The following is a 21,048-nucleotide window of genomic DNA, read 5'->3' as shown; positions in this document are numbered from 1 at the left end:
TCGTCCACAGAAAGGTGAATCCGTACAAGTAGATGCCCGAGTGTTTGATGTAGGCACCCCGGACTTTCATGTCGTCAAAAAGCCCGGTGTAGTAGTTGGCGTGGCGGTCGTACAGAAAGGTGTTCGCTTTGTCGTACGTGTGGTATTTGTAAAACCCTTCGATTTCCTTTCGCACGGCGCTGCTGTCGATTTGCCAGAACAGTTCCCAGGGGGCCGGGGACATCTCCGGCTCCTCCCGCCAATGGTGAATCCGGTCCGTCACCAGATTGTAGCTCATGTGTTCCCCCCAGGGCCAAATGTGTGTGGTGGGACTGGGACACTGTTTAAAATAGAATTTTAGATAGTCCACTGCCGCCTTTTTGTATTTCGGATTCCCCGTGATTTGGCTCAGTTGAATGAGCGCCGGCAACATGTACGTTTCGCGCGCCAGATTGCTGCCGCGGGAAAAGTACACGTAATCGCCTCCGCTGGCGTAGCCCTGCTGCCATCGGGGGTCGTCCGATTTTCTGGGATAGTCGTGGGTCTTCAACGAAAGCATCTGCACGAAAAGGGGTGTTTTTTTCGGACCCCAGTGGTCTACCGCCGCACGCAGGAAGGTGTCGGCAAAGGTTTGAGCGTACGAGAGGTACGCCTGGTAATCGGGGCACCCGATGTAATCGTGCGGTACGGGAACGTGCTTTTTGGCCGCTGTGCCGTTCGAAAAAAATAAAAGTCCGATTAGCCCTCCGGCAATTAAAAGACGGCCTACAATCGAAATCCGGTTTACCCAATTATTCGTCTTTTTTTGAATGGTGTCAATCAGTCCCACGTTTAAACTCCGATTTTTGTGTTTCATTTCGTCCTAACATTCTGTCTGTATTGTGGCACAATTTTAAATTCAGATTTTCTTTGCATTTTTGACTTGCCACGACCTTCAGGTCGTGGTTTCAATTGAATTTCAATTTCTGTCGGGCTTTAGCCCAACGATTGACAAATCATTGGGCTAAAGCCCTTATTATTATTGAAATGTTTCTTTTCCACGGGCTAAAGCTCGTGGCAAATCAAAAAATTCACGTTCTGGTGTAACAAAAGCAGTCTTAAAACAAATCGAATTACTTAATTCATAAAAACAAATGGAACAACCGCCGCTATTTTTTCTAAATTCTCGCACCCACGTGTAATTTTTTAAATTAGGCAAACGTTTTCATAAAATACATTTTTTTCGTTAAAATTTCAAGACCAAAATCAAATTCCCTGTTATTATCGGGAAGATTCCACAAAAAACGGGCGCTCCCTCGGAAAGGTGGAACCGGAGGAAGCGCCCTCACGATTTTACCTCACGCACATCGGCCTATTTCATCAACATCAGTTTTTTCACAGCGCTGAAGTGGCTGGAGGTCATCTTGCAGAAATAGACGCCACTGGGAACGGTTTCGCCAAAATCGTTGGTGCCGTCCCAGGTCACCTTGTAGGTGCCGAGGGTTTGATAGCTGTTAACCAGTGTTTTTACCTTCTGTCCCATGGCGTTGTACACCACAATTTTTACGTTGTTGCTTACCGGCAGACCGTATTCAATGGTGGTGCTGGGATTGAACGGGTTGGGATAGGCATCTTTCAACTCGTAAGTCAGAGGAACGGTGGTTTTTTCGCCGTTCACGCCGGTTACACCCGTTCCCGGATTCAATGTCAGAATCATTTCATCAATGCCGTAATCGCCGGTGCCTTCTGGTGTCCCGTTGTCCGGCCATGGGAAATTCCCTTTGTCGGGTTCACCGCCGATTTTGCTGTCCAACTGGTACACGCGAATAGTGGAGGGATCGAAATCGGGGCCAAAGGATTTTCCGTCTGTCTGGACACCCGCCCAGCTGTAAGGAATAATGGCCTGAACGGAATCGGCTGTCGGGATGGTGAAAAAGGCCCACGGAATGGACACAAACTGCCAATCGCCAGTGAATTTGCGGAAACGGACAACATTCCAATCACCATAAGGATCAATCCGTACAATCGTTTCACCGCGGATACAGGCGATGGCGCTGAAGGCATCGTGGCCATTCACATTCTGGCTTCTCCAGACAAAAAACAGCGGATAGGTATCCGCTAATTTCGGATCCGCTTTAATCCAGAACGTGACCCGCTCGGTGTGCGAGGCGTCCAGGTATTCATCGTAGCCTTCCGTATCGGAGCGGTAAATATCCACCCAGTTTCTGGGATTGGGCATGCCCACTAAATGGAGCCAGTAAGCATAAGGACCGATGGCGGCGTCGTGGCTCACGTAAATATTGCAGGTGTCGCCGTTGACAATGTCGTTATTGATACCAAACCGAACCACTAAACTGCTGGCATGGGGATAGGCCTTTTTTTGTCCCAGATAATTGGCCGCATGATTGGTACCCACGGAATCATAACCCCAAAATCGAGGCGGATTCTCGTTGGTATACAATTTAATTTCAGTAACGCCGTTGGCCTTTTTCAGGGCCTTGTTTCCGGCAAAGCTGTTGGAAACCATAAACACAGCCATTGCAAGTGTGGCAAACAGAATTACGAATCGTTTCATTGTAACCCTCCTTAAAGGTTTGTTTGCTTTCTTTCATTTTTTGCCATTTCCCCCTCTAAAAATTACTTTCTACCATCACCTCCTTTCTTTAAAATAGAGTAATTTCACCTTTGTTTTACCTCACCTCCTCTCCATTTCTAACAATGACGAATTTTCCGGTTGTGGTACCTATATCACTCTCAATGGTGTACACATACACCCCTGAATACACAATCTGATTGTATTCCGTGAGCTGATCCCACGGCTCTTCACCCGTCCCATTTGTATGGTGCAGTGTTTTCACCAGATTCCCCGTGACTGTGAAAATCTTAATCGTGCACTTCGGCGGCAGCCCTACAAACATAATTTTATTCTCCTCGTCCGGGTAGTTCATCGGACGAGAGGCGTAATTATATGGATTCGGCACAACACGCACATTGTTCAATGTACTGACTTTTTCCGGTTTGTAATATGGGTGAACCGGCATGTTTTTCTGCATCATGTTCCAGTACTTGCCCGATTCCAGCGGTTTGCCGTCCTCCCAGTTCTGCGAGCCGTCGTCGTAGGCCGTCACGTAGTACCAGTAGGCGAACCCACGCTGTACCCCGGTGTCCACAAACTGTGTATCCACCGGAACACCCGTGTTCCCGCCGCATTCCCAGACCAAATCATAAGGCCCTTCATTACCGCTTTCTCCCGCCAGATTGGTGCTGTGAGACCGGTACACCCGATAGCCCGCAAAATCCCGCACCCCGGTGTCCGGATCCGGTTCCTTGGACACGTCACTCCAATGCAGCTTCACACACTTGTTTCCGGCCTCCACCCACAAATCCGGAGCTGGCGGTGGCTTGGGCACGGCAAAGGGATTGCGCCCGGCGGCGATGTTTCGAAAATACCGCCGGTAGGCCATGCTGTAGTATTTCATCAGGGAGTCCCGTCCTGTGGCCACCAAGTCGTCCTTCTCTTGGTCCGTTAACCCCTCTCCGCCGTGTTGCGCATTGTACCAGGCCAATCCCACCTTTTTGCAATTCTCCCGGGAAAGACCATTAATCACCACCAGCATGGTGATGTGAATGCTGCTTCCAAACGGCATTTCATAGGGGCCCACTCCCAAATAGGCATACGGTGCCGACACATGCTCGGGGTCATTCGGTTCGGTGTAGCCCATTTCCTGGGGACTTTTCATGTGGTCCCCGCTGAACAAAAACTGGTAGAGTTTATCATAATCCGTTTCGCCCCAGCGTACGGTTCCCGGCCGCCAGACCGTGGAAAACGGCTGAGAAAGGTCGTTGGTTTTGTCGTCCACACTTTTGTCGGCGTGCAAAATGCCCCAGCCCACGTAAGCCGGGGATAGGATCCGGCCGTGGCCTGAAGTGGGCTCCACGTACCCCACATTTCGATCCGGGTCACCCACGTCATCACCTGGAAGCAGATTGTTGTCGCCATCCCACAGGATCCAGAGCCGCAGCGAATCGGCCGTGGGATCGCCTGCAGGATGCAAAGGATCACCCGACCCGAGGTAATCCAGATAATTTTCGCCGTAGTATTCCACCCAATCGTCGTTGTTGTTTTCCCAGACGGCTGCATTTTGATTCGCCCCTTCGTAGGTCACGCAGGGTTCCGGCATGTACGCCCAACACACACCGTGAAGGGTCTGGTTCCGCAATTCGATTCGAGGGGTACTATTGGTGTTTCCGGTATTGGTGAATGTCACATCCAAAATCATGTACATATCGGCGTTCTTTGCGGCACTGGAATACCAGGTCATATCGGCTGTAATTCCAACCGGGAAATTTACCTTGCCGTGAATGATGCCGTCCACCGGCAGAGTCGGATCAATTCGATCGTAGGGATGGCGCGGCCCCTGAAGCTTGCCATCCACGTACACATCCGGGGGACGCACGCGCAGCACCTTTTCAAATATTTCATAGGGTTCTGAGGATGCATCCGATGTGTGCAGGTATTCGCCGGCATTTGAGGAGCAAATGTAATAGGGATGGAAACGTTTGCGCCGATCTTTCCAGTCCCGCACACCAAAACCCGGTCCCACCAGCCGGGCATTGGTGCCCATGCATTTTATCTCCCCGGGAATGCGCTCCCGCCAACGGTTTCCCGGCCAGATCCAGGAGGTCTCCCAGCCCCCGCTAAAATCATTTTCCTCGTAATGCCAGAATTCTCCAAGGGCCAAAAATCGTATCGGTTTTTGCCCGAACGCAGGAGTCGAAGCGCCAATTGCCAGAACGCATCCAATAAATACATATGCCAGGTTACGCCATTTCATATTTTGTTACCCTATTCCGATTTTTTAAATCAACAATCCTTTTTGGATTTAGAGCTGCCTTCGCATACCATGCCGCAAGGTGTTTTGGTTTGCCAGTTTATTAAGGCACAGTTTGTTATTCAACTTGCTCTCCTTCACGAACAATGACAAATTTACCCGTGGTTGTTCCGATATCGCTTTCGATCACATAAATGTACACGCCTGAGTACACAATTTGATTGTATTCCGTGAGCTGATCCCAGGGTTCTTCCCCCGTCCCGTTCGTATGGTGAAGCGTCTTGACCAGATTCCCCGTCACTGTGAAAATCTTAATCGTGCATTTCGGCGGAAGCCCCACAAACATAATTTTATTCTCTTCGTCCGGAAAATTCATGGGACGTGACGCGTAGTTGTACGGATTCGGTACCACCCGTACCTTGTCTAACGTCTTTACTTGTTCCGGTTTATAGTAAGGGTGAACCGGCATATTTTTCTGCATCATGTTCCAGTACTTGCCCGACTCCAAAGGCTTGCCGTCCTCCCAGTTCTGTGAGCCGTCGTCGTAGGCCGTCACGTAGTACCAGTACGCAAACCCACGCTGCACGCCGGTGTCCACAAACTGCGTGTCCACCGGGACGCCGCTGTTGCCTCCACACTCCCAGATCAGATCGTAGGGCCCTTCGTTCCCGCTGAATCCCGGCTCTCCCGTACTGTGCGACCGGTATACGCGATATCCCGCAAAATCTTTCACACCCGTATCCGGATCCGGCTCCTGGGAAACATCGCTCCAATGCAGTTTCACGCACCTGTTTCCAGCCTCCACCCATAAATCCGGCGCGGGTGGTGGTTTGGGCACGGTAAAGGGATTCCGTCCCTCCGCAATGTTTCGAAAATACCGCCGGTAGGCCATGCTGTAATACTTCATCAGAGAATCCCGACCCGTCGCCACCAGGGCATCCTTCTGCTCATCGGTAAGGCCTTCTCCGCCATGATGGGCATTGTACCACTCCAGTCCCACCTTCTCACAATTTTCCCGGGAGAGACCATTGATGACCACCAGCATGGTGATGTGAACACTGCTTCCAAACGGCATTTCATAGGGGCCCACCCCCAAATAGGCATACGGCGCCGCCACGTGTTCGGGGTCGTTTGGTTCGGTGTAGCCCATTTCCTGGGGGCTTTTCATGTGATTGCCACTGAATAAAAACTGATACAGCTTGTCGTAGTCGCTTTCACCCCAGCGCACGGTTCCGGGCCGCCAGACCGTGGAAAACGGCTGGGACAGGTCGTTGGTTTTGTCGTCCACACTTTTGTCGGCGTGCAAAATGCCCCAGCCCACATATTGGGGTGAAAGAATGCGTCCGTGTCCCGGTGTTTGCTCGACAAACCCGACATTTCGATCCGGGTCACCCACATCGTCTCCGGGGAGCAGGTTGTTATCGCCGTCCCACAAGATCCAAAGCCGCAGAGAATCGGCCGTGGGATCGCCCGCCGGATGCAGGGGGTTGCCCGAGCCAATATAATCCAGATAATTCTCCCCATAATATTCCACCCAGTCGTCATTGTTTCCTTCCCAGATAGCGGCATTTTGCGTGGCGCCTTCAAAGGTAACCATGGGTTCCGGCATGTACGCCCAGCATAAACCATGCAGGGTTTGATTCCTGAGTTCAATTCGGGGAGTGCTGTTGGTGTTACCGGTGTTGGTCAAAGTCACATCCAGAATCATGTACATATCCGCATTTTTTGCCGCGCTGGAATACCAGGTCATGTCCGCGGTAATTCCGATGGGGAAGTTTACCTTGCCGTGAATGATGCCGTCCACCGGCAAAGTCGGATCAATCCGGTCGTATGGATGCCGTTCACCCTGGAGTTTGCCATCTATGTACACATCCGGCGGACGCACGCGCAGCACCTTTTCAAATGTCCCATACGGTTCCGATGAGGCATCGGTTGTATGCAGGTATTCCCCGGCATTGGAGGAACAGATGTAGTACGGATGAAAGCGTTTTCGGCGATCCGTCCAATCTTTCACGCCAAATCCCGGCCCCACCAATCGGGCATTGGCACCCATCTGACGGATTTCGCCCGGTCCTTTTTCCCGCCAGCGGTTTCCGGGCCAAATCCAGGAGCTCTCCCAGCCCCCGCTGAAATCGTTCTCCTCGTAATGCCAGAATTCCCCGAGGGCCAAAAACCGTGTTGGTTTTTGGCTGTACGAATTGATTGGATTAAACAGCAACATGCTTAATCCAATAATCAGGAATAAACCGTATATTTTTTGATTCATCATGAGTTCTCCATTTAAAATTCCCTTTTTGCGGTCATTGCTTACCGCCAATTCATACCAAAACTAATCTGATGAACCCAGCCAAACACACCAAACGGAATGGCTGTGTAATCCAGTATAAAACTCATATTCCCGATCTGTTGGTGATAGCCCGCTCCGAATGTCATCTTTTCTTCATCGTAATTTCCGCGATACCCAAATCGTAAAAAGGCCTTATTATAGAACGAATATTCCAATCCCACATTGTATCGCTCCGAATAATCTTTCGGGTGAAGAAAGTCGGTTGTCAGTAAAAAGCGATGAGGGGAGTTCCCGGATAAAAAGAGATCATTCAGATACATGGCCATTCCGAATCCGAATGTCAGGGGGAGGGGTCGATTAGCAAAATTCCGAATGTACATTCCGATTTGCAGGCTTTTAAATCCCGTATGATAATAGGTTCCCAGATCGTATGCCATCGTTTTTTCTTCATTTTTAACGTTGGCCGAATACTCAAATTGCGTTCCCCAATACTGCCAGATTCGGCTGGTTCCCAGATCCTGGTAGGCATATTTGGCCTGTGCGCCAAAGGAAAATCGATCGGTCAATTGCTTGGCATACGCCAACCCGATCGCCCATTCGCTCACAGAAAAGGTGCCGCGTTCGATGTATCCTTCCCATGCGTGGGCATCCACTTCCGTCCGGCGAAACGTTCCATAATCCATATTGATGACGCTTAATCCGAATGTGCCCCAATCCCCGAAATTCATAGCGAGGGAACCCCCTTCGTAGCCAATTCCTGCAAACCAGTTGGTTCGGGACAGGGAAAAGCTGATTCCTCTTACGTAGGCCAGACCGGACGGATTGTAAAAAATATTGTCCGGGTCACCGGGCACCGCGATAAAGGCACCGGAAAGGGCCTGGGCTCTGGCGCCTACTTCAAGACTCAAAAACGGCATGTAGCTTTGTGCCACTTTTTTGATGTTTTGCCCGAAAGCCAGTGACGTCATCATCAAGAGGACGAAGACCGTTGTCATGAAATATGTTTTGATTCTCATAGGAACTCTCCGACTAAAGGATTCAATGATTATTTAAAGAACATACACGTTTGCACAAGATGACGATCCTGCGAATTGTGCTGCGAAATCCTGTCTTGGTTTACCTTAGTTCAATATGAATCCCCATGTAAACCTCTTTTGGGCCTCCCTGGTGAATATAGAGGGGTTCTCCCGGTTTAGAATGGGGGTATTTAAGATACGATTGTTTGTAATCTCCGACACGGTCTCCCTTTCGAAGAGACGCATAGTATTTGTAGATTTCCGATCCCGGATTCGCGGCCAGACCCCGCAGGATGCCGACATTCAACATCTTGCGGGCAAAAAGATTTCGCATGTCCAGGTAGGGACTGACCGTTACCGAGCCCACTTTAAAATTCTTGCTCATGTAAATGTCCGACCGGAAATAATTTTTCCATTGCAGATTATCCCGAATAAAGGGCTTGTTGTCCGGATTCCATGTAAATTTATCGCCCGCGGCCCAGTGGATAATGGTGTTGATGTGAAATCCTGAAAAAATACGATGGTTCAACAGACGCGGCCCCCAATTCTCCGGAGAATGGAGATCAACATATCCCTGAAAACTGGGTTTCCAGCGCCACAGCCGGCTGATGGGAACGGAGAAACGCGAATACGTTGGCACATTAAGGGGATCATCCGGTTCATAAAGGTGCTGATATCCGACCTCGCCGGAGCGCTGTCCCATGAATTGGGTTTGAATCCAACCGGTAAAAAAGCGTCCAACCCGCTTATTGATGCGGAGTTCCCAGCCGATGATGTCCTCGTATTTTTTATTGGTCCATGTTTTGTAATTGGTGATTTTATCGATACTGGTGTAATAGATCGCTCCTTCTTCGTTGGTTACATCCTTGTAAAAAATGTCCGTGTGGATCAAAAACATCTGCCGCACATCCATGTCAAATCCCAGTTCGTAGGCGATTGTCCGCGGGGGTTTTAAGTTGGGGTTTCCGATGAATTCGGCCTGTGACTCATAGTCGCTTCGATTGTAAAAGCCGTACAAATGGAATGTAAGCGGGGGAGAATAAAAATGCCCATAGTTGAAGTAAATCTTGCTGTTCGCCGTCATGGGGTGCGAAATTCCCAGCCGCGGACTGATGAAAAAGTGTTTTTTGCTCAGTGTGTATTTCAAGCTGTCACCGTCAATCCGATCCCAGAATCCGGGACCAAAGGCCCGGGAAAAGGGATTTCCCGGTTCGTAGACCTTGCCATGAGCGTCAAAATACTCCGCCCGAAAACCAATGTTGGCGATCATGCCCTTGACTTCTATTCTGTCCTGTACATAAACCGCGGCTTTTCTCGGGGGAGAGGAGAAACTCAACCGCTTTTTTCGCTGAAAAGTCAGTTCACGGTACCTCCGGTCCAGCCGGCTCATATCCATGTAAAGTCCGGTTTTAATCTGATGATATTGGTTCACCTGACTGGTTAAATCGAACTTAAAGATGGTTGTCCAACCTTTGGAGGAATCAAAATCAATACTGGTATTATCCAGATTTACCTTTCCGGGCTGGTCATTAAAGGTTTGGCCTCCAATGATCCAGCCGTGGGGCGTTTCATCATAGGATGAGGCCGGAAACCAAACCGAATCGCCTTTATAAAAGGTGGTGTCGTGAACCACATAATGCCCGCTTTTGGAATCCCAGTATCCGGGGACATGGAGAGTATCGCCCTGTACGGTGTACCAATCGGCCGGAATGAATTTGATTTTGGTCGTATCCCGGTCCGGTCCGTGAGTAATATGATACTGCGTCTGCATGCGGGACAACCGCACTTCGTAGAACGTCCGCGGACTAAGCGTGTGCGTAAAATTAATATCAAACATATTTGTGGTCAAATCTCCCACGGGATTCTCACATCCGCCATAGCGTTTCCCCATGCCGGTATGGTAGATGAACAGCCCATTGGGATAGTGGGGATCGGCTTTGGCCATTCCCCATTCCTTGGCGAACATTCCCGAAAGGGTAAGTTTCATCGAAGGCGTTATGTGTGTTGTCAATTTTATAATGGAGTTGCGATCAAAAAAATGATTCCGCACAGCCGGTTGAGCATACATGACCTTATTAAAACGATGAGAGAGCAAAAACGTGCTCCGCCGTGCAAAGGCACCCCAAATCGGAAGCGACCGCCCGGGAACCGGTCCCGTCAGGGTTCCATCCAGATAGTGATCGGGTTTGTCTCCGTGCGGAAACCCGCGATGCCGCCACAACCACAGGTCTCTGCGCTGGACGGGAGACAGATCGTTTGAAGAATCACTGTCCGTCATTTTGTTTTCGGAAAAGGCCACCCAGCCCATGAAATAATCCTCTGGATTGGGGAACATCTGTCTCAGCCTGCTGGAATCCATGGACACATCGCTGCCATACATCAGATAATCCTTGTGAGCTGGCGTAAACAGCTTGGGTCCCTCATATTTCAGGGAAGGGAACCGGTATTTGTAATCCAGACTCAGGTTGTAACGGTTGCCGCCCTCTTTGGTTACAATATTGAACAAACCGGAGCGCAGGTTTCCGTATTCGGCATTAAACCCGCCGGTTTGAATAGAAACCTGTTCGATGGCCGAACGGTTTATCGAAAGAAAGGGCCGGTTGAACAGATTGTCCGTCATTGAAACCCCGTCCACTAAAACCAGTACCTGATCACCTCCTCCTCCGCGTACTGTAATAAAATTGGTTTGATCATCAATGTAAACGCCGGGCGTGAGCCGGATGGCATCCTGAATGGTATTAACCGGCATAAGCTGTGTTTTTTCGCCCTGGATGGTAATCTGGCTGGCCGAGACATCCATTGGCACAATTTCCCGTTTCGCCGTAACGACCACCGGTTTCCCCGAAATAACGGCAGGATTTAATCGGAAATTGACCCGAACCGTTCGATCAATTTCAACCAGCACCCCGGTCTTTTCAACCGCCTGATACCCAATCATGGAGGCCTTGACCGTGTAATTTCCCGGAGGCACATTAATGATAAAATAATAGCCATTGGCATCTGTGGCGGCCCCCATGCGCGTTCCCACAAGCATAACATTTACACCGGGCAAAGGGGTTCGGCTTTTGGCATCAATCACATGTCCCACAATTTTTCCTGTACTCCCTGAGATTGCTCCTCCGGGCATCCCAAGGAGCGCGAAAAGCAAGGCCAGTATGCCATACACGTAATGTTTTCTCATTCGCTTTTCCTTTCTCTGCTTTATCTTAAAATAATCATCCGCCCAATTGCCTGGGCCACCTGCCCGGAAGAGGCGGATTGAAAGTCAGACAATTCCTGTTTGGCTGTTATTTTGTACAGGTACACTCCGTTCGCCAAAAAATCCCCGTCACGATCGGTACAATCCCATCCCTCAGCGGGTACTTTGTTAAAACCCGGGTCCGCCTCTTCCGTCAGGGTCTGAATCAGACGGCCCGAAAGCGTGTATATTTTAATTTCGACCGCAGCCTCTCCCGAAAGATGGAACGTAAAAAATGTTTTTTCTGCAGCCGGATTGGGATAGACCCAAACCCGGGACAGCTGGAACCGGCGGGAAACCACGGTTCCCTGCCATCTTACCTGGGTAGAATTTAACGCCCGGTCATACGCAGAAACGGTAAATGTGTACCGGCCCGGCGCCAAATTCCGGCATTGAAATCGAATGTGCCCCGATCGTGTGGTGGAATCCTGCCAGGTAATTTGGGATGTGATATTCCATTGTTTATGCTCATTTTCTCCCTGTGCCACCAATTGAATTGGAAAGGCATCCGGTTTAGTCGTCAAAAGACCGCTTTCGGCGTCCTGCAATTCCAATTCAAACTGAAAATCCGGAAACACGATCAGCTCATTTCCGGAAGATACGTCCCGGCCGTTGATTTTTACACGAAGCGCCGGACCGCTGGAATCAATCTCAGAATAGGAATGAAGGATGTCATTTTTCATTGGCAGCGTATCCTGCCGGCCGGTTACCCCCTCTTTTGGATTCCACGCATAACAAAACACCTGCCCGTTACTGCCGCCCGAAAGGGTGAGGGCCGGGATGAAAAAATCATTTTTAAATGTGCCTTTCGCAACGGTAACCGTATCGCTGAACAGGATACGACCCGGTAAGATGTACTGATAGCCGGTGGTTCGATGAAGTCTCCCCGGTTCCCGCAGCTCCAGATAGGCCTTCCCCTGAAAATCAGAGTAAGTATTCCCCCCTTCTGAGATCATCCCGGTGATGTAGGTGCGCCGGTGTAAGGAAAGGGTGTCCGGCGAAACGGAAAGTGCAACACCCGGACGGGGCAGTGCCAGTCTCTGGGCCGGATCCCCAAACAATTCAATGAGCTCCCTCTGATCGGCGTACCGCGAATGAAGTTTGGCCCGGAGAAGCGCCTCCCCGATGGACAGGCGATCTCGGTTCTGCGGTTGGAACAGGGTGTTGAAAAAGACCTGATTGACCCCGTAATTAAAGGCGTGCCAGGTCCAGCGGGTGGAGGCGATGGTGGCTATCATCCCTCTGTCTTGCAAATTGGTTAGATATTCGGCCATACAGGGTTTCCGATCATAATCGAATTGCCCCACGGCGCAGGTTCCGGCAAACAAAAGGGGAAATCGATGCCCGTTCTGAATGAGCGGCAAGTCGTCGGGTGTGTAGAAAATCGTCTCGTGGGTAAGGACTTCCAGATTGGCGTGTCCCAGAAAATTTATATAGGAGATTCCCTGATTGATTTGAGAAATCAGCTCTTTCTTGGCCAGGGGTTTGTGGCCTGCGGCATCCGGCATAAAGGCATCCAGATAGATTTTTCGAATGGCCAAATCCGAAACAACCGAATCTTGAGTCAATTTTTCAGTGTCTCTCCCAAACGCACTGTCTTCGGCTTTGAATGTGGGGGAATTCGCGTCGTCGGCCACAAACAAAACGCGACTGTGCCAGGGGCCAGGAGGCAATTGGGTGTCGTAGGTGATTATTTTATCCACAACCGCCCGCAATTCCTGCTTATTTCGCACCGATAAGCGTCCCATAATCATATCCGGAATGCGATCGCCATCCACACAGGCAAACCAGTCATCTGTTGCCCGCAACCCATCCTCGTGGGTGGGTACCAGTGTGGGCGGACTTGCCGGAGAATTGTGTTTCATGTCGTAGCAGGCATCGCCCACCAGCAAAACGTAAGCAGGAGCCACTTTCCAGTGGAAGTAGGCGTATTTGAGAAAATTCCGAATGGCCGTTGGATCTTCGAGTCCCCAGGAAAAGGCGTTGTAGATTTTCTCAATGGGAACAATCTTAACAACAGGCTGCGTGCCGGAATCCGGCCAAAAGCGCGGATCGGATCGATGGGCGGCCAAACGGATTAAATCGGATGCAATCAGGCTCTGGGGTGCGATAATCAGATAGTTGGCGGCATTTTCCGGATTTCGAAGTTCCCGGGTTGGATCTGCAGCCCATTCGAGCGAGGAAACGGATTTGATTTGAGACGGGGTTACCACCAGATATTTCCGAGGGCCCCCGGTTGAAAAATAGTCCGCAAAATACAGATGATTCCCGGACGAGTCAGCCCGGAATTGGGAACAATAGCGAACAGCAAAGGGATCAGACACCTCGAAAATTCTTGTTTCAGACGGGGGGAATCCGGCTAACTCGAACCGATTTTCATCCTTTTTAGAAAGGGAATAAAAGATGAGTGCCGTAGAATCCGCGTGTAATCGCCGGTTGTACCGGATTTCCATCCAGTCCAGATAGGTTTCATCCTTTCGACCCAATTGAGAAATTTGCTGAATCTTAAGGGTGTTTTTCCCGTCTTGAAGAAGGCGTGTTCCTGCCATTTCCACGGTTACCGGCCGCATGTAAGGAATATCCACTGATTTTAAAAAGTGCTCGTTTAAATAAATTCGCACCGTATGGTGATTGCTGGATTTTCCGACGAAATGAACCCGTACCACGCAGGAATCCTTTTCCGAGACCCCTGTAAGGAAGAACGGATACGTGCGGGTCGCGTTTCCCGCGAAACGGTCCCACATCCACTGAATGCCCGATTTTTCGGCATTGAGCCGTTCGGGTTCCCTGAAAAAATAGGCGGGAGCCGTTTGACGAAACGAACGCGCAGAATCCGGAAGTGACGGTCCAAAAGGCCGCATGTGTTTTCGGTGACTTCCCCCCAATGCCAGCCAATACACATTTTCCCGTGTGTAGGGGTGAACGTAATGATGAAAACGTTTGTCTATATCAGAAAATGTCCATCCATTCACAGATTGCGCGTAAAAGAGGAGCCGATCGTTTTTGCCCAGAAAACCATCCCCGTTGGTATCTTCGAAATAGGTGGCGATCTCCCGAAGCTGAGGGGCTGTTTGTGATACGTCCCAGGGCAACTCGCGCCCGCCTCCGTAGAAAATATGGACGTTTTCTTCCGAAAGAACGGTGGAATCGAGTCCCAAAGATTGCAAATCCGAATAGGTCAGTGCGTAGAGTCCTTCTTCCAGAATCGGTATTTTGTACCACCTCCGCAACGAATCGGAAACGATCCTGTCAGCCTTTTTCAATCGGGAGACCCTCCAGTGCCGGGCCTGCTTCCAGTTCACCACAAGACGCCCTTCCAGCGACTTCAATGCATCTTTTGAATCAAAAAGTGCGGTTGAGGCTTTTCCCGGGCGTTTTAAAAAATGGAGATTGAACTGAATGCTTGGATGAAGTTTGGCGCGGTGACGCGCCTTATTGTACTGAATAGGGAAAACAGAAATCTGGACCATTTTGAGTCCCCGGAAGTAACCGGAATCACTGATCACCGCCAGCCGGGCGGGAAAGAATTGATCGACAGGAGAAGAATCCAGCTGGCGTTTCAGATGCGTAACCGGGATAGATTTCGCTGGGAAAAAAACGGAGTCGACAGCCTGTGTCGAGAAGGATTGAATATCAAGATTCACATCACAATTAGGGGGAACACCCACCCAAAAGGTCTGGCAGGGAAGCACCGATTTTTGCGGCGACACCCAGAGTTGTGAATTGGGCAGGTGCATGCTCAAAAAGCGTGCCTTTTGCACAGTCACTTCATTTTGGGTCAAGGTTGTCATTTTGTATCGTACAATCAGTCCTTGATTATTAGACCGGAGGATTTCCAATTCTCTTGTTTGATGGGATTTTGGAAACCCATTTATCACGAGCAGCATTAAAGCCACCCATAACAGGGTCGGAATAAAGAGTCTATGACAGACAGCATTCACATATTTTACAGTGACCTTGTTCACCTGACAGGCATCCCTATCTTCAACGCACGTGAGCAGTCGTTCGGGAATCAGATTCTAAAGCGTTCGGCATGAGTCTCGCTCAATCAATTTCGTTTGCACGACAATCCGTTTATGGTTGTCACCCGAATTTTTCTGAACGATTTGGTTAAGCAAGAGTTTTGCTGAGTGTTTTCCAATTTCCTCCAAAGGTTCGTTGATTGTTGTCAACTGGGGGCTGGAGAAGGAGGTCATCGTTGTGTTACCAAATCCGAGGATTGAGATGTCGTCTGGAACAGAAATCCCTCTTTTGTGAAGAGAATTCAGAATAGCAATTGCCAGGGGATCAAACGCGACAAATAATGCCGTGGGAGGATTTGAAAGATTCAGCAATTTGTCCAAATTTTTCTCGTTCACCAGACTTGCCCCGTCTGAGATTTTAATATCATCCCGAACCAACGTTTCATCGTAACGAAGGCCATGCTTTTCAAGGGCCCTTTTGTATCCCTCCAATCGCTCCCATCCGGACAATGAATCCTTTCCGAGAGAAACGTAACCAATTCGCCTGTGCCCCAGAGAGATCAGATATTCGACCCCCATCTGAGCAGCCTGAATATTATCAAGCAAAACGACAGGTGCATCCCTATCTGCGCTTTTTCTCCAGACATAGACAAAGGGGATATTATTTTGGTGGATTTCATGGATGGTCTTAATGAGATTTTTACTCTTAAAATCCGGACCGATAATTAGGATGCCATCCAAAAAACGGCCATAAATCAAATTTCCACCCAACGGTGTTTTTTTATTAATGATGCCTTCGTCCAAAATCATAATATTGTACCCGGATTCGTGGGCCACTGCAGAGATACCTCTCATGATACGCCCGTCGTAATCGCTGACAAATAACATATTCTCATTGACGGTAAGAACCCCAATGACACAGGATCGCCCCGTCGAGAGCAATCGGGCACCATAATTCGGGTGATAATTCAAATCTTTGGCAGCTTGCAAAACCTTAAGACGGGTTTTTTCACTGATTCGAATTCCACTTTCTTTGTTATTCAAAACAAGCGAAACCGTAGCCTTTGAAACGCCCGCCTGTTTTGCAACATCACTGATGCTGATCTTTTTCATAACGAGAAGGTCATTTATTATTTTGATTGAGCTGTTGTGTTTGAACCTGAAATTATCCGTACAGAATTCCGAATAATGAATAAGAAAGGTTTTGTATAACTTCTGCTCCGAAGGAATAGGAGAATAAATCGGTTAACATATAACGATTGTGCTAAACCGATTTACCTAAATATAACCATTCGTGGTTTTCTTGTCAAGACTTTTTTTTGAAAAAAATATTTTTTGGATAAATTTTTGGCCCGGAGGCGAAAATGATAACGGAAGGAGATTAAAACCCGATGGTATCTTTGCGTATAGTTTTTGCCGGTTTTCGTAAATAGTGGCCTTCTGAATGGTTAACGCCCAAAAAGACCATTCGACATCCGGAATTCACCCATTTCCGGCATTACGAATTTGGTATCACTTAGGGTTAGAAGTGTTTCCGAAACCTATTTGTACCAATATTCCGGTAACACGTCCCGATGTACCTCGAGAAATTCATCCAGCATGCTGCCCGCAGCTTTGGCACTGGTAACCGAAGGTTCAAGAAGCAGGGCTTGCAGCGCCAGCTCCCGCGAACCGGTCATGGCCGCTTCAACGGCCAGCTTTTGTACCTGGAGAAGAAGGGTCAAGTACTTGGCCAGGGCCTCCGGTAATGGGTGCATTTTCAGCGGGTGCACGCCGCCGGCGTCAATCATAATGGGAACTTCCACGATGGCATCGTAGGGCAGATTGGAGATATTGCCTTGATTTTCCACAATCCCACTCAGCCGTCGTTTTCCGCGGTTCAGTAAAATGTCCGCTATAAAATCCAGAGCAATTTCTTCAGAACGTTTGTGGCCCCAATCTTCCAGATCACGGCGGCCGGCCAGCACGTCTTCAATACGGGCGATGGCCTCTTTTTTGTGTTTTATTCGGATGGTGTAATCGAAGCCGGGTGCATCCAGAAATTCCATGCCAAAGGGGAAAAATTCCCCGATTTCATGATCACCCGGACCGGGGAAAAGGCCGAACACCTTCATCAAATACTGACTGAGGGGCTGGTAATCGGGATTCTCTTTCAACTTCTGCGGAAGCTGCGCCAGCAGGTCTTCACCGGTATCCTTGCGGCGGGCATCCTGGTGCCAAACACAGTGGTTAATGCCGGCCACTTTCAAATCAATATTTTCATAATCCGTTTCAAATAATCTGGCAAAATCCCGCACGCGGCCAAACATGCCGTCACAGAGGCCGATCCAATGAATTGCCGTGTATTTATTGATGCCGTACATCATGGCGTTTACGGGATTGGTGTAATTGAGCACCCAGGCATGAGGGGCCAAACGCTCCACATCCCGGGCAATGTCGATCAGTACCGGCATGTTTCGCAGGATGAGGGAAATCCCGCCCGGTCCGCCTGTTTCCGCCTTGGCCTGGTAAATCCCGTATTTTCGGGGAATTTCAATGTCCTGTTTCCAATGCTCAAACCGTTCCATGGCAATGGAAATGATGACAAAATCGGCGTCTTTCAGGGCTTCCTGCCGATTGGTCGTTTTTTCCAGATGGAGCGGCGCGCCATTGGCCGCATTCATTTTTTCTCCCAGCCGGTAGATTTTATCCAGATTGGTTTGGTCGACGTCCATCAAAACCAGGCGGGCACCCTTGATTTCAGGAGTTAAAACAGCGTCGCTCACCAGTTTGGGGCCAAACGCCAGACTTCCGGCACCGATATACACAATTTTTACCGGCTTCATGTGTCATTCTCCTAATTTAGGCCTGAATAATCTGTGATTCGTTTTGCAGAACAAACGTTTTCGTTAATTAGGACAAGAAAATAAAAAAACTAATCCAAAAAAACAAGAAAAATTTAAACAATCGAAAGAAGAGGAAGATAAACCGGCACCTGCCAGCCGCCCGACTGAAACTGCGCGGTATAGGAGCCAACTCCAAAATCAACCCCGTCACGACGATTACTGTTGGATCGGTTCGGCTTTTGCAAAGCTCTTTTTCCAATTGTTCATTAAGGATTTGATGTGCCGGGCCTCACCAAAAAGATTTCCCTCGATAAGGGCCTTGTGATAAATACTGAGCAAGTCATGTAAGTTTTGTGCATCCGTTTCATCCACAGGCCGGATATGAACCTCTGCAGGACTGGCCAGGCGGCGCGTGAGCGCCTCGCAGGTCAGACCCATTTTGGGATAGAGCCGGAAATACACCACGCCCCCTTTCATACCGCTGCACAGCCACGGTCCCGGATCACCCAGAACCAGGCCCCGACCGGATGTCATGTACTCGAATGCGAACCCCTTGATGTTAGCCCGTGTGGCCCAGTTTCCCAAATGATCTTTCAGGGGGGATTTTAATCGGCCCCCAATAATAACGTCGGCGCCGGACAGGCGAATGCCCGCTCGCACATCGGCATCGCCCTGCACAATGAAGACACCCCGCTGGGCACCGTAGGCAAAATATTTTCCAACAGAACCGTCGATCAGTTTACCGTCGTGATTTTTTCCTTTTAATATTACAATTTTCCCGCCCGCCGCGCATTTGGCCGTCCCATCCTGTGCGCCGCCCGCGATGTGAATTTCGATGGAATCCGCATTAAAGCTCCCCAGACCGTTCCCGGGCACGGTGGCGTTCACCAACTGAATCAGGGTGTGGTGCGTTTCGGGGTAGATTCTGGCAGGCATTCGCTGGATCTTTCCCGACAGGTACGTGCCGATGGCCCGATCCATACTGCTTACCTCGTCGTCCAGGTAAACCACATTTCGGTCGCCCTGGTCAAAGGCCCGGCACACAGATGTACTGATAATGCGGGTCAACGACGTGCGGGGGCGGCGGATGAGCGTACTCTTCCCATTCCTGGTCAGATCCAATGTGCGCCACTCTTCCGAATAATCCTTTTGCAGCAGGCGGCTGAGATCAAACGAATGGCGATCCGGCACTTGTTCCAACAGGTCACACCGGCCCACGGCATCCTGAATCTTGAAAATCCCAATTTGCCCGGTTGCCTTCCGCAATTCATCGATAAGGGCGCTGAAGAGCGTCGTGATTTGGCGGACGGCCTGCTCGGTCTTCAAAAAAGTGAACCGTTTTAATCCGCTGGCAATCGCTTCTTGCTCCGATTTAAAGTGCGATGTAATGCCGACCTCGCAGGTTCCCGTGTGGCAGCTGTGGCAGCGCAGACACCCGGCAGCCAACAGGAGGAGTGTCCCGAAGCCTACCCGATTGGCACCCAACAGGATGAGTTTGAGAACGTCCGCCGCCGATTTCATTCCGCCGTCGGCCCAGATTTCCACGCGCTGTCTTAACTGGTTTCGGATCAGGCTTTCGTGAGCCTCTTTGACGGCAATTTCAATCGGAAATCCCACATATTTGAGGGCGTGCTGCCGGGCGGCACCCGTCCCCCCGTCGTAGCCGCTGATGTCGATAATATCTGCACCGGATTTGGCGATGCCGGAGGCAATGGTTCCGATTCCCGGAATAGCCGGAATCTTGACGGAGATTCTGGCATGCGGATTAATGGTTTTTAATTCTTCCACCAACTGAGCCAAATCCTCGATAGAATAGACATCGTGATTGTTACTGGGGGAAATAAGGTCGATTCCGGCCGGTGTGTACCGCGCCCGTGCAATATCGGATGTCACCTTGCGCGCTGGCAGCATCCCGCCCTCGCCCGGTTTTGCGCCCTGTCCCACTTTGATTTCGATCGTGTCGACAGAATTCAGCATCCGGGCATTTACGCCAAAGCGTCCGCTGGCCACCTGCTGGCCCCTGTAGTGACGGTAGTGCCCCAGGATGTCCGGCAGCTCGCCTCCTTCGCCATTCATGGCCACAATTTTTAATTGAAAAGCGGACTCCGCCACCGCCCGAAACATGCTTTCGCTCAACGAGCCGTAGCTCATTGCCGCAAAGTAAATGGGAGCCTCATAATCGTGAATCGAAATGTCCACCTGATCCACGGAAATCGGACGCGGCGTGGCCTTAAAACGCAACACATGCCTCAAGGAAACGGGCCGCTCGTTTTCAAGCTGGTTCAGAAATTTTGCGTAAGAGACAAAGGAGTCTTCCCCCCGGGATACCCGGTGAATTTTCTGTGTCAGGCGGGAATAAAAATGTGTCTCCGGGCGCACCCGTTTTTTCTTCATGTGAAGGATTTTTTGCCGTTCCCGATTGGTGGCTTCCAATTCTTCAAGACCAAACCCGGCCGTTTCCGATCCGCAAAAATTCTGAACGCCCAGAAGACCGGCCAATTCGTCAGAAAGCCCGATCGCTGAAAAGAGGCGCTCGTAGCCGTTGATGTTGTAAATTCCAAGCGTGGACAACACTTCTTCCATTCCGCTTTTTAGGGCCTGAATGAAATTCTTTAAGGCACCTGCGGGATTGTTCTGGAAACGCTCCAGAATTTTTTGAACGGCCAAATAAGGAGAGACCGCATCGGCACCCAGCCCCAGTGCAATCATGACATCGTGAATGTTTCGGAGCTGTGAGGAGTGAAGAACAATACTGACGCGACGCCGAAGGCTCACTCCGGCCCGTGTTTCCGACTGCAGGACATGATCCAGTGCAGCCACGGCGACAAAGGGATCCAGCAGGTGTTGATTGGGAGCGCGCAAAAACTCACGATCATTTAAAATAATAATGGATGACGGGTGTTCGGAAGCGGCTTCGAGAGCAGCCGCCT

At 50.0% G+C, this 21,048-nt stretch carries 10 protein-coding genes; all 10 read right to left on the bottom strand.

Annotation, left to right across the window (positions count from 1 at the left end):
- The coding region (locus tag GXO76_02545) for a hypothetical protein (protein ID NOY76731.1) at window positions 1-835 on the bottom strand (835 nt) is incomplete at its 3' end.
- Between the two features lie 495 nt (window positions 836-1,330).
- Window positions 1,331-2,533, bottom strand: a complete 1,203-nt coding sequence (locus GXO76_02540; protein ID NOY76730.1) for a T9SS type A sorting domain-containing protein — start codon at window positions 2,531-2,533, stop codon at window positions 1,331-1,333.
- Window positions 2,534-2,648: 115 nt separating this feature from the next.
- A complete protein-coding gene (locus GXO76_02535) occupies window positions 2,649-4,793 on the bottom strand; it encodes a T9SS type A sorting domain-containing protein (protein NOY76729.1) in 2,145 nt (714 codons plus the stop codon).
- Window positions 4,794-4,908: 115 nt separating this feature from the next.
- Window positions 4,909-7,059, bottom strand: coding sequence for a T9SS type A sorting domain-containing protein (locus tag GXO76_02530; GenBank protein ID NOY76728.1), 2,151 nt, complete (start codon window positions 7,057-7,059; stop codon window positions 4,909-4,911).
- Window positions 7,060-7,097: 38 nt separating this feature from the next.
- Window positions 7,098-8,093, bottom strand: coding sequence for a PorV/PorQ family protein (locus GXO76_02525; GenBank protein NOY76727.1), 996 nt, complete (start codon window positions 8,091-8,093; stop codon window positions 7,098-7,100).
- 100 nt (window positions 8,094-8,193) lie between these two features.
- Window positions 8,194-11,274: a TonB-dependent receptor gene (locus GXO76_02520; GenBank protein NOY76726.1), complete on the bottom strand. Its 3,081-nt coding sequence runs from the start codon at window positions 11,272-11,274 to the stop codon at window positions 8,194-8,196.
- Between the two features lie 20 nt (window positions 11,275-11,294).
- A complete protein-coding gene (porU, locus tag GXO76_02515) occupies window positions 11,295-15,218 on the bottom strand; it encodes a type IX secretion system sortase PorU (protein ID NOY76725.1) in 3,924 nt (1,307 codons plus the stop codon).
- 132 nt (window positions 15,219-15,350) lie between these two features.
- Window positions 15,351-16,406, bottom strand: a complete 1,056-nt coding sequence (locus tag GXO76_02510) for a LacI family transcriptional regulator (protein ID NOY76724.1) — start codon at window positions 16,404-16,406, stop codon at window positions 15,351-15,353.
- A 428-nt stretch (window positions 16,407-16,834) separates the two neighbouring features.
- Window positions 16,835-18,118, bottom strand: a complete 1,284-nt coding sequence (locus GXO76_02505; protein ID NOY76723.1) for an alpha-glucosidase/alpha-galactosidase — start codon at window positions 18,116-18,118, stop codon at window positions 16,835-16,837.
- Window positions 18,119-18,334: 216 nt separating this feature from the next.
- A partial coding sequence (locus GXO76_02500; protein NOY76722.1) for a glutamate synthase occupies window positions 18,335-21,048 on the bottom strand: 2,714 nt, incomplete at its 5' end.

The organism is Calditrichota bacterium (assembly GCA_013151735.1).
Classification (GTDB): domain Bacteria; phylum Zhuqueibacterota; class JdFR-76; order JdFR-76; family BMS3Abin05; genus BMS3Abin05.
The sequence above is the reverse complement of the archived record's forward strand: the minus strand, read 5'-3'. Positions and strand labels throughout refer to the sequence as shown.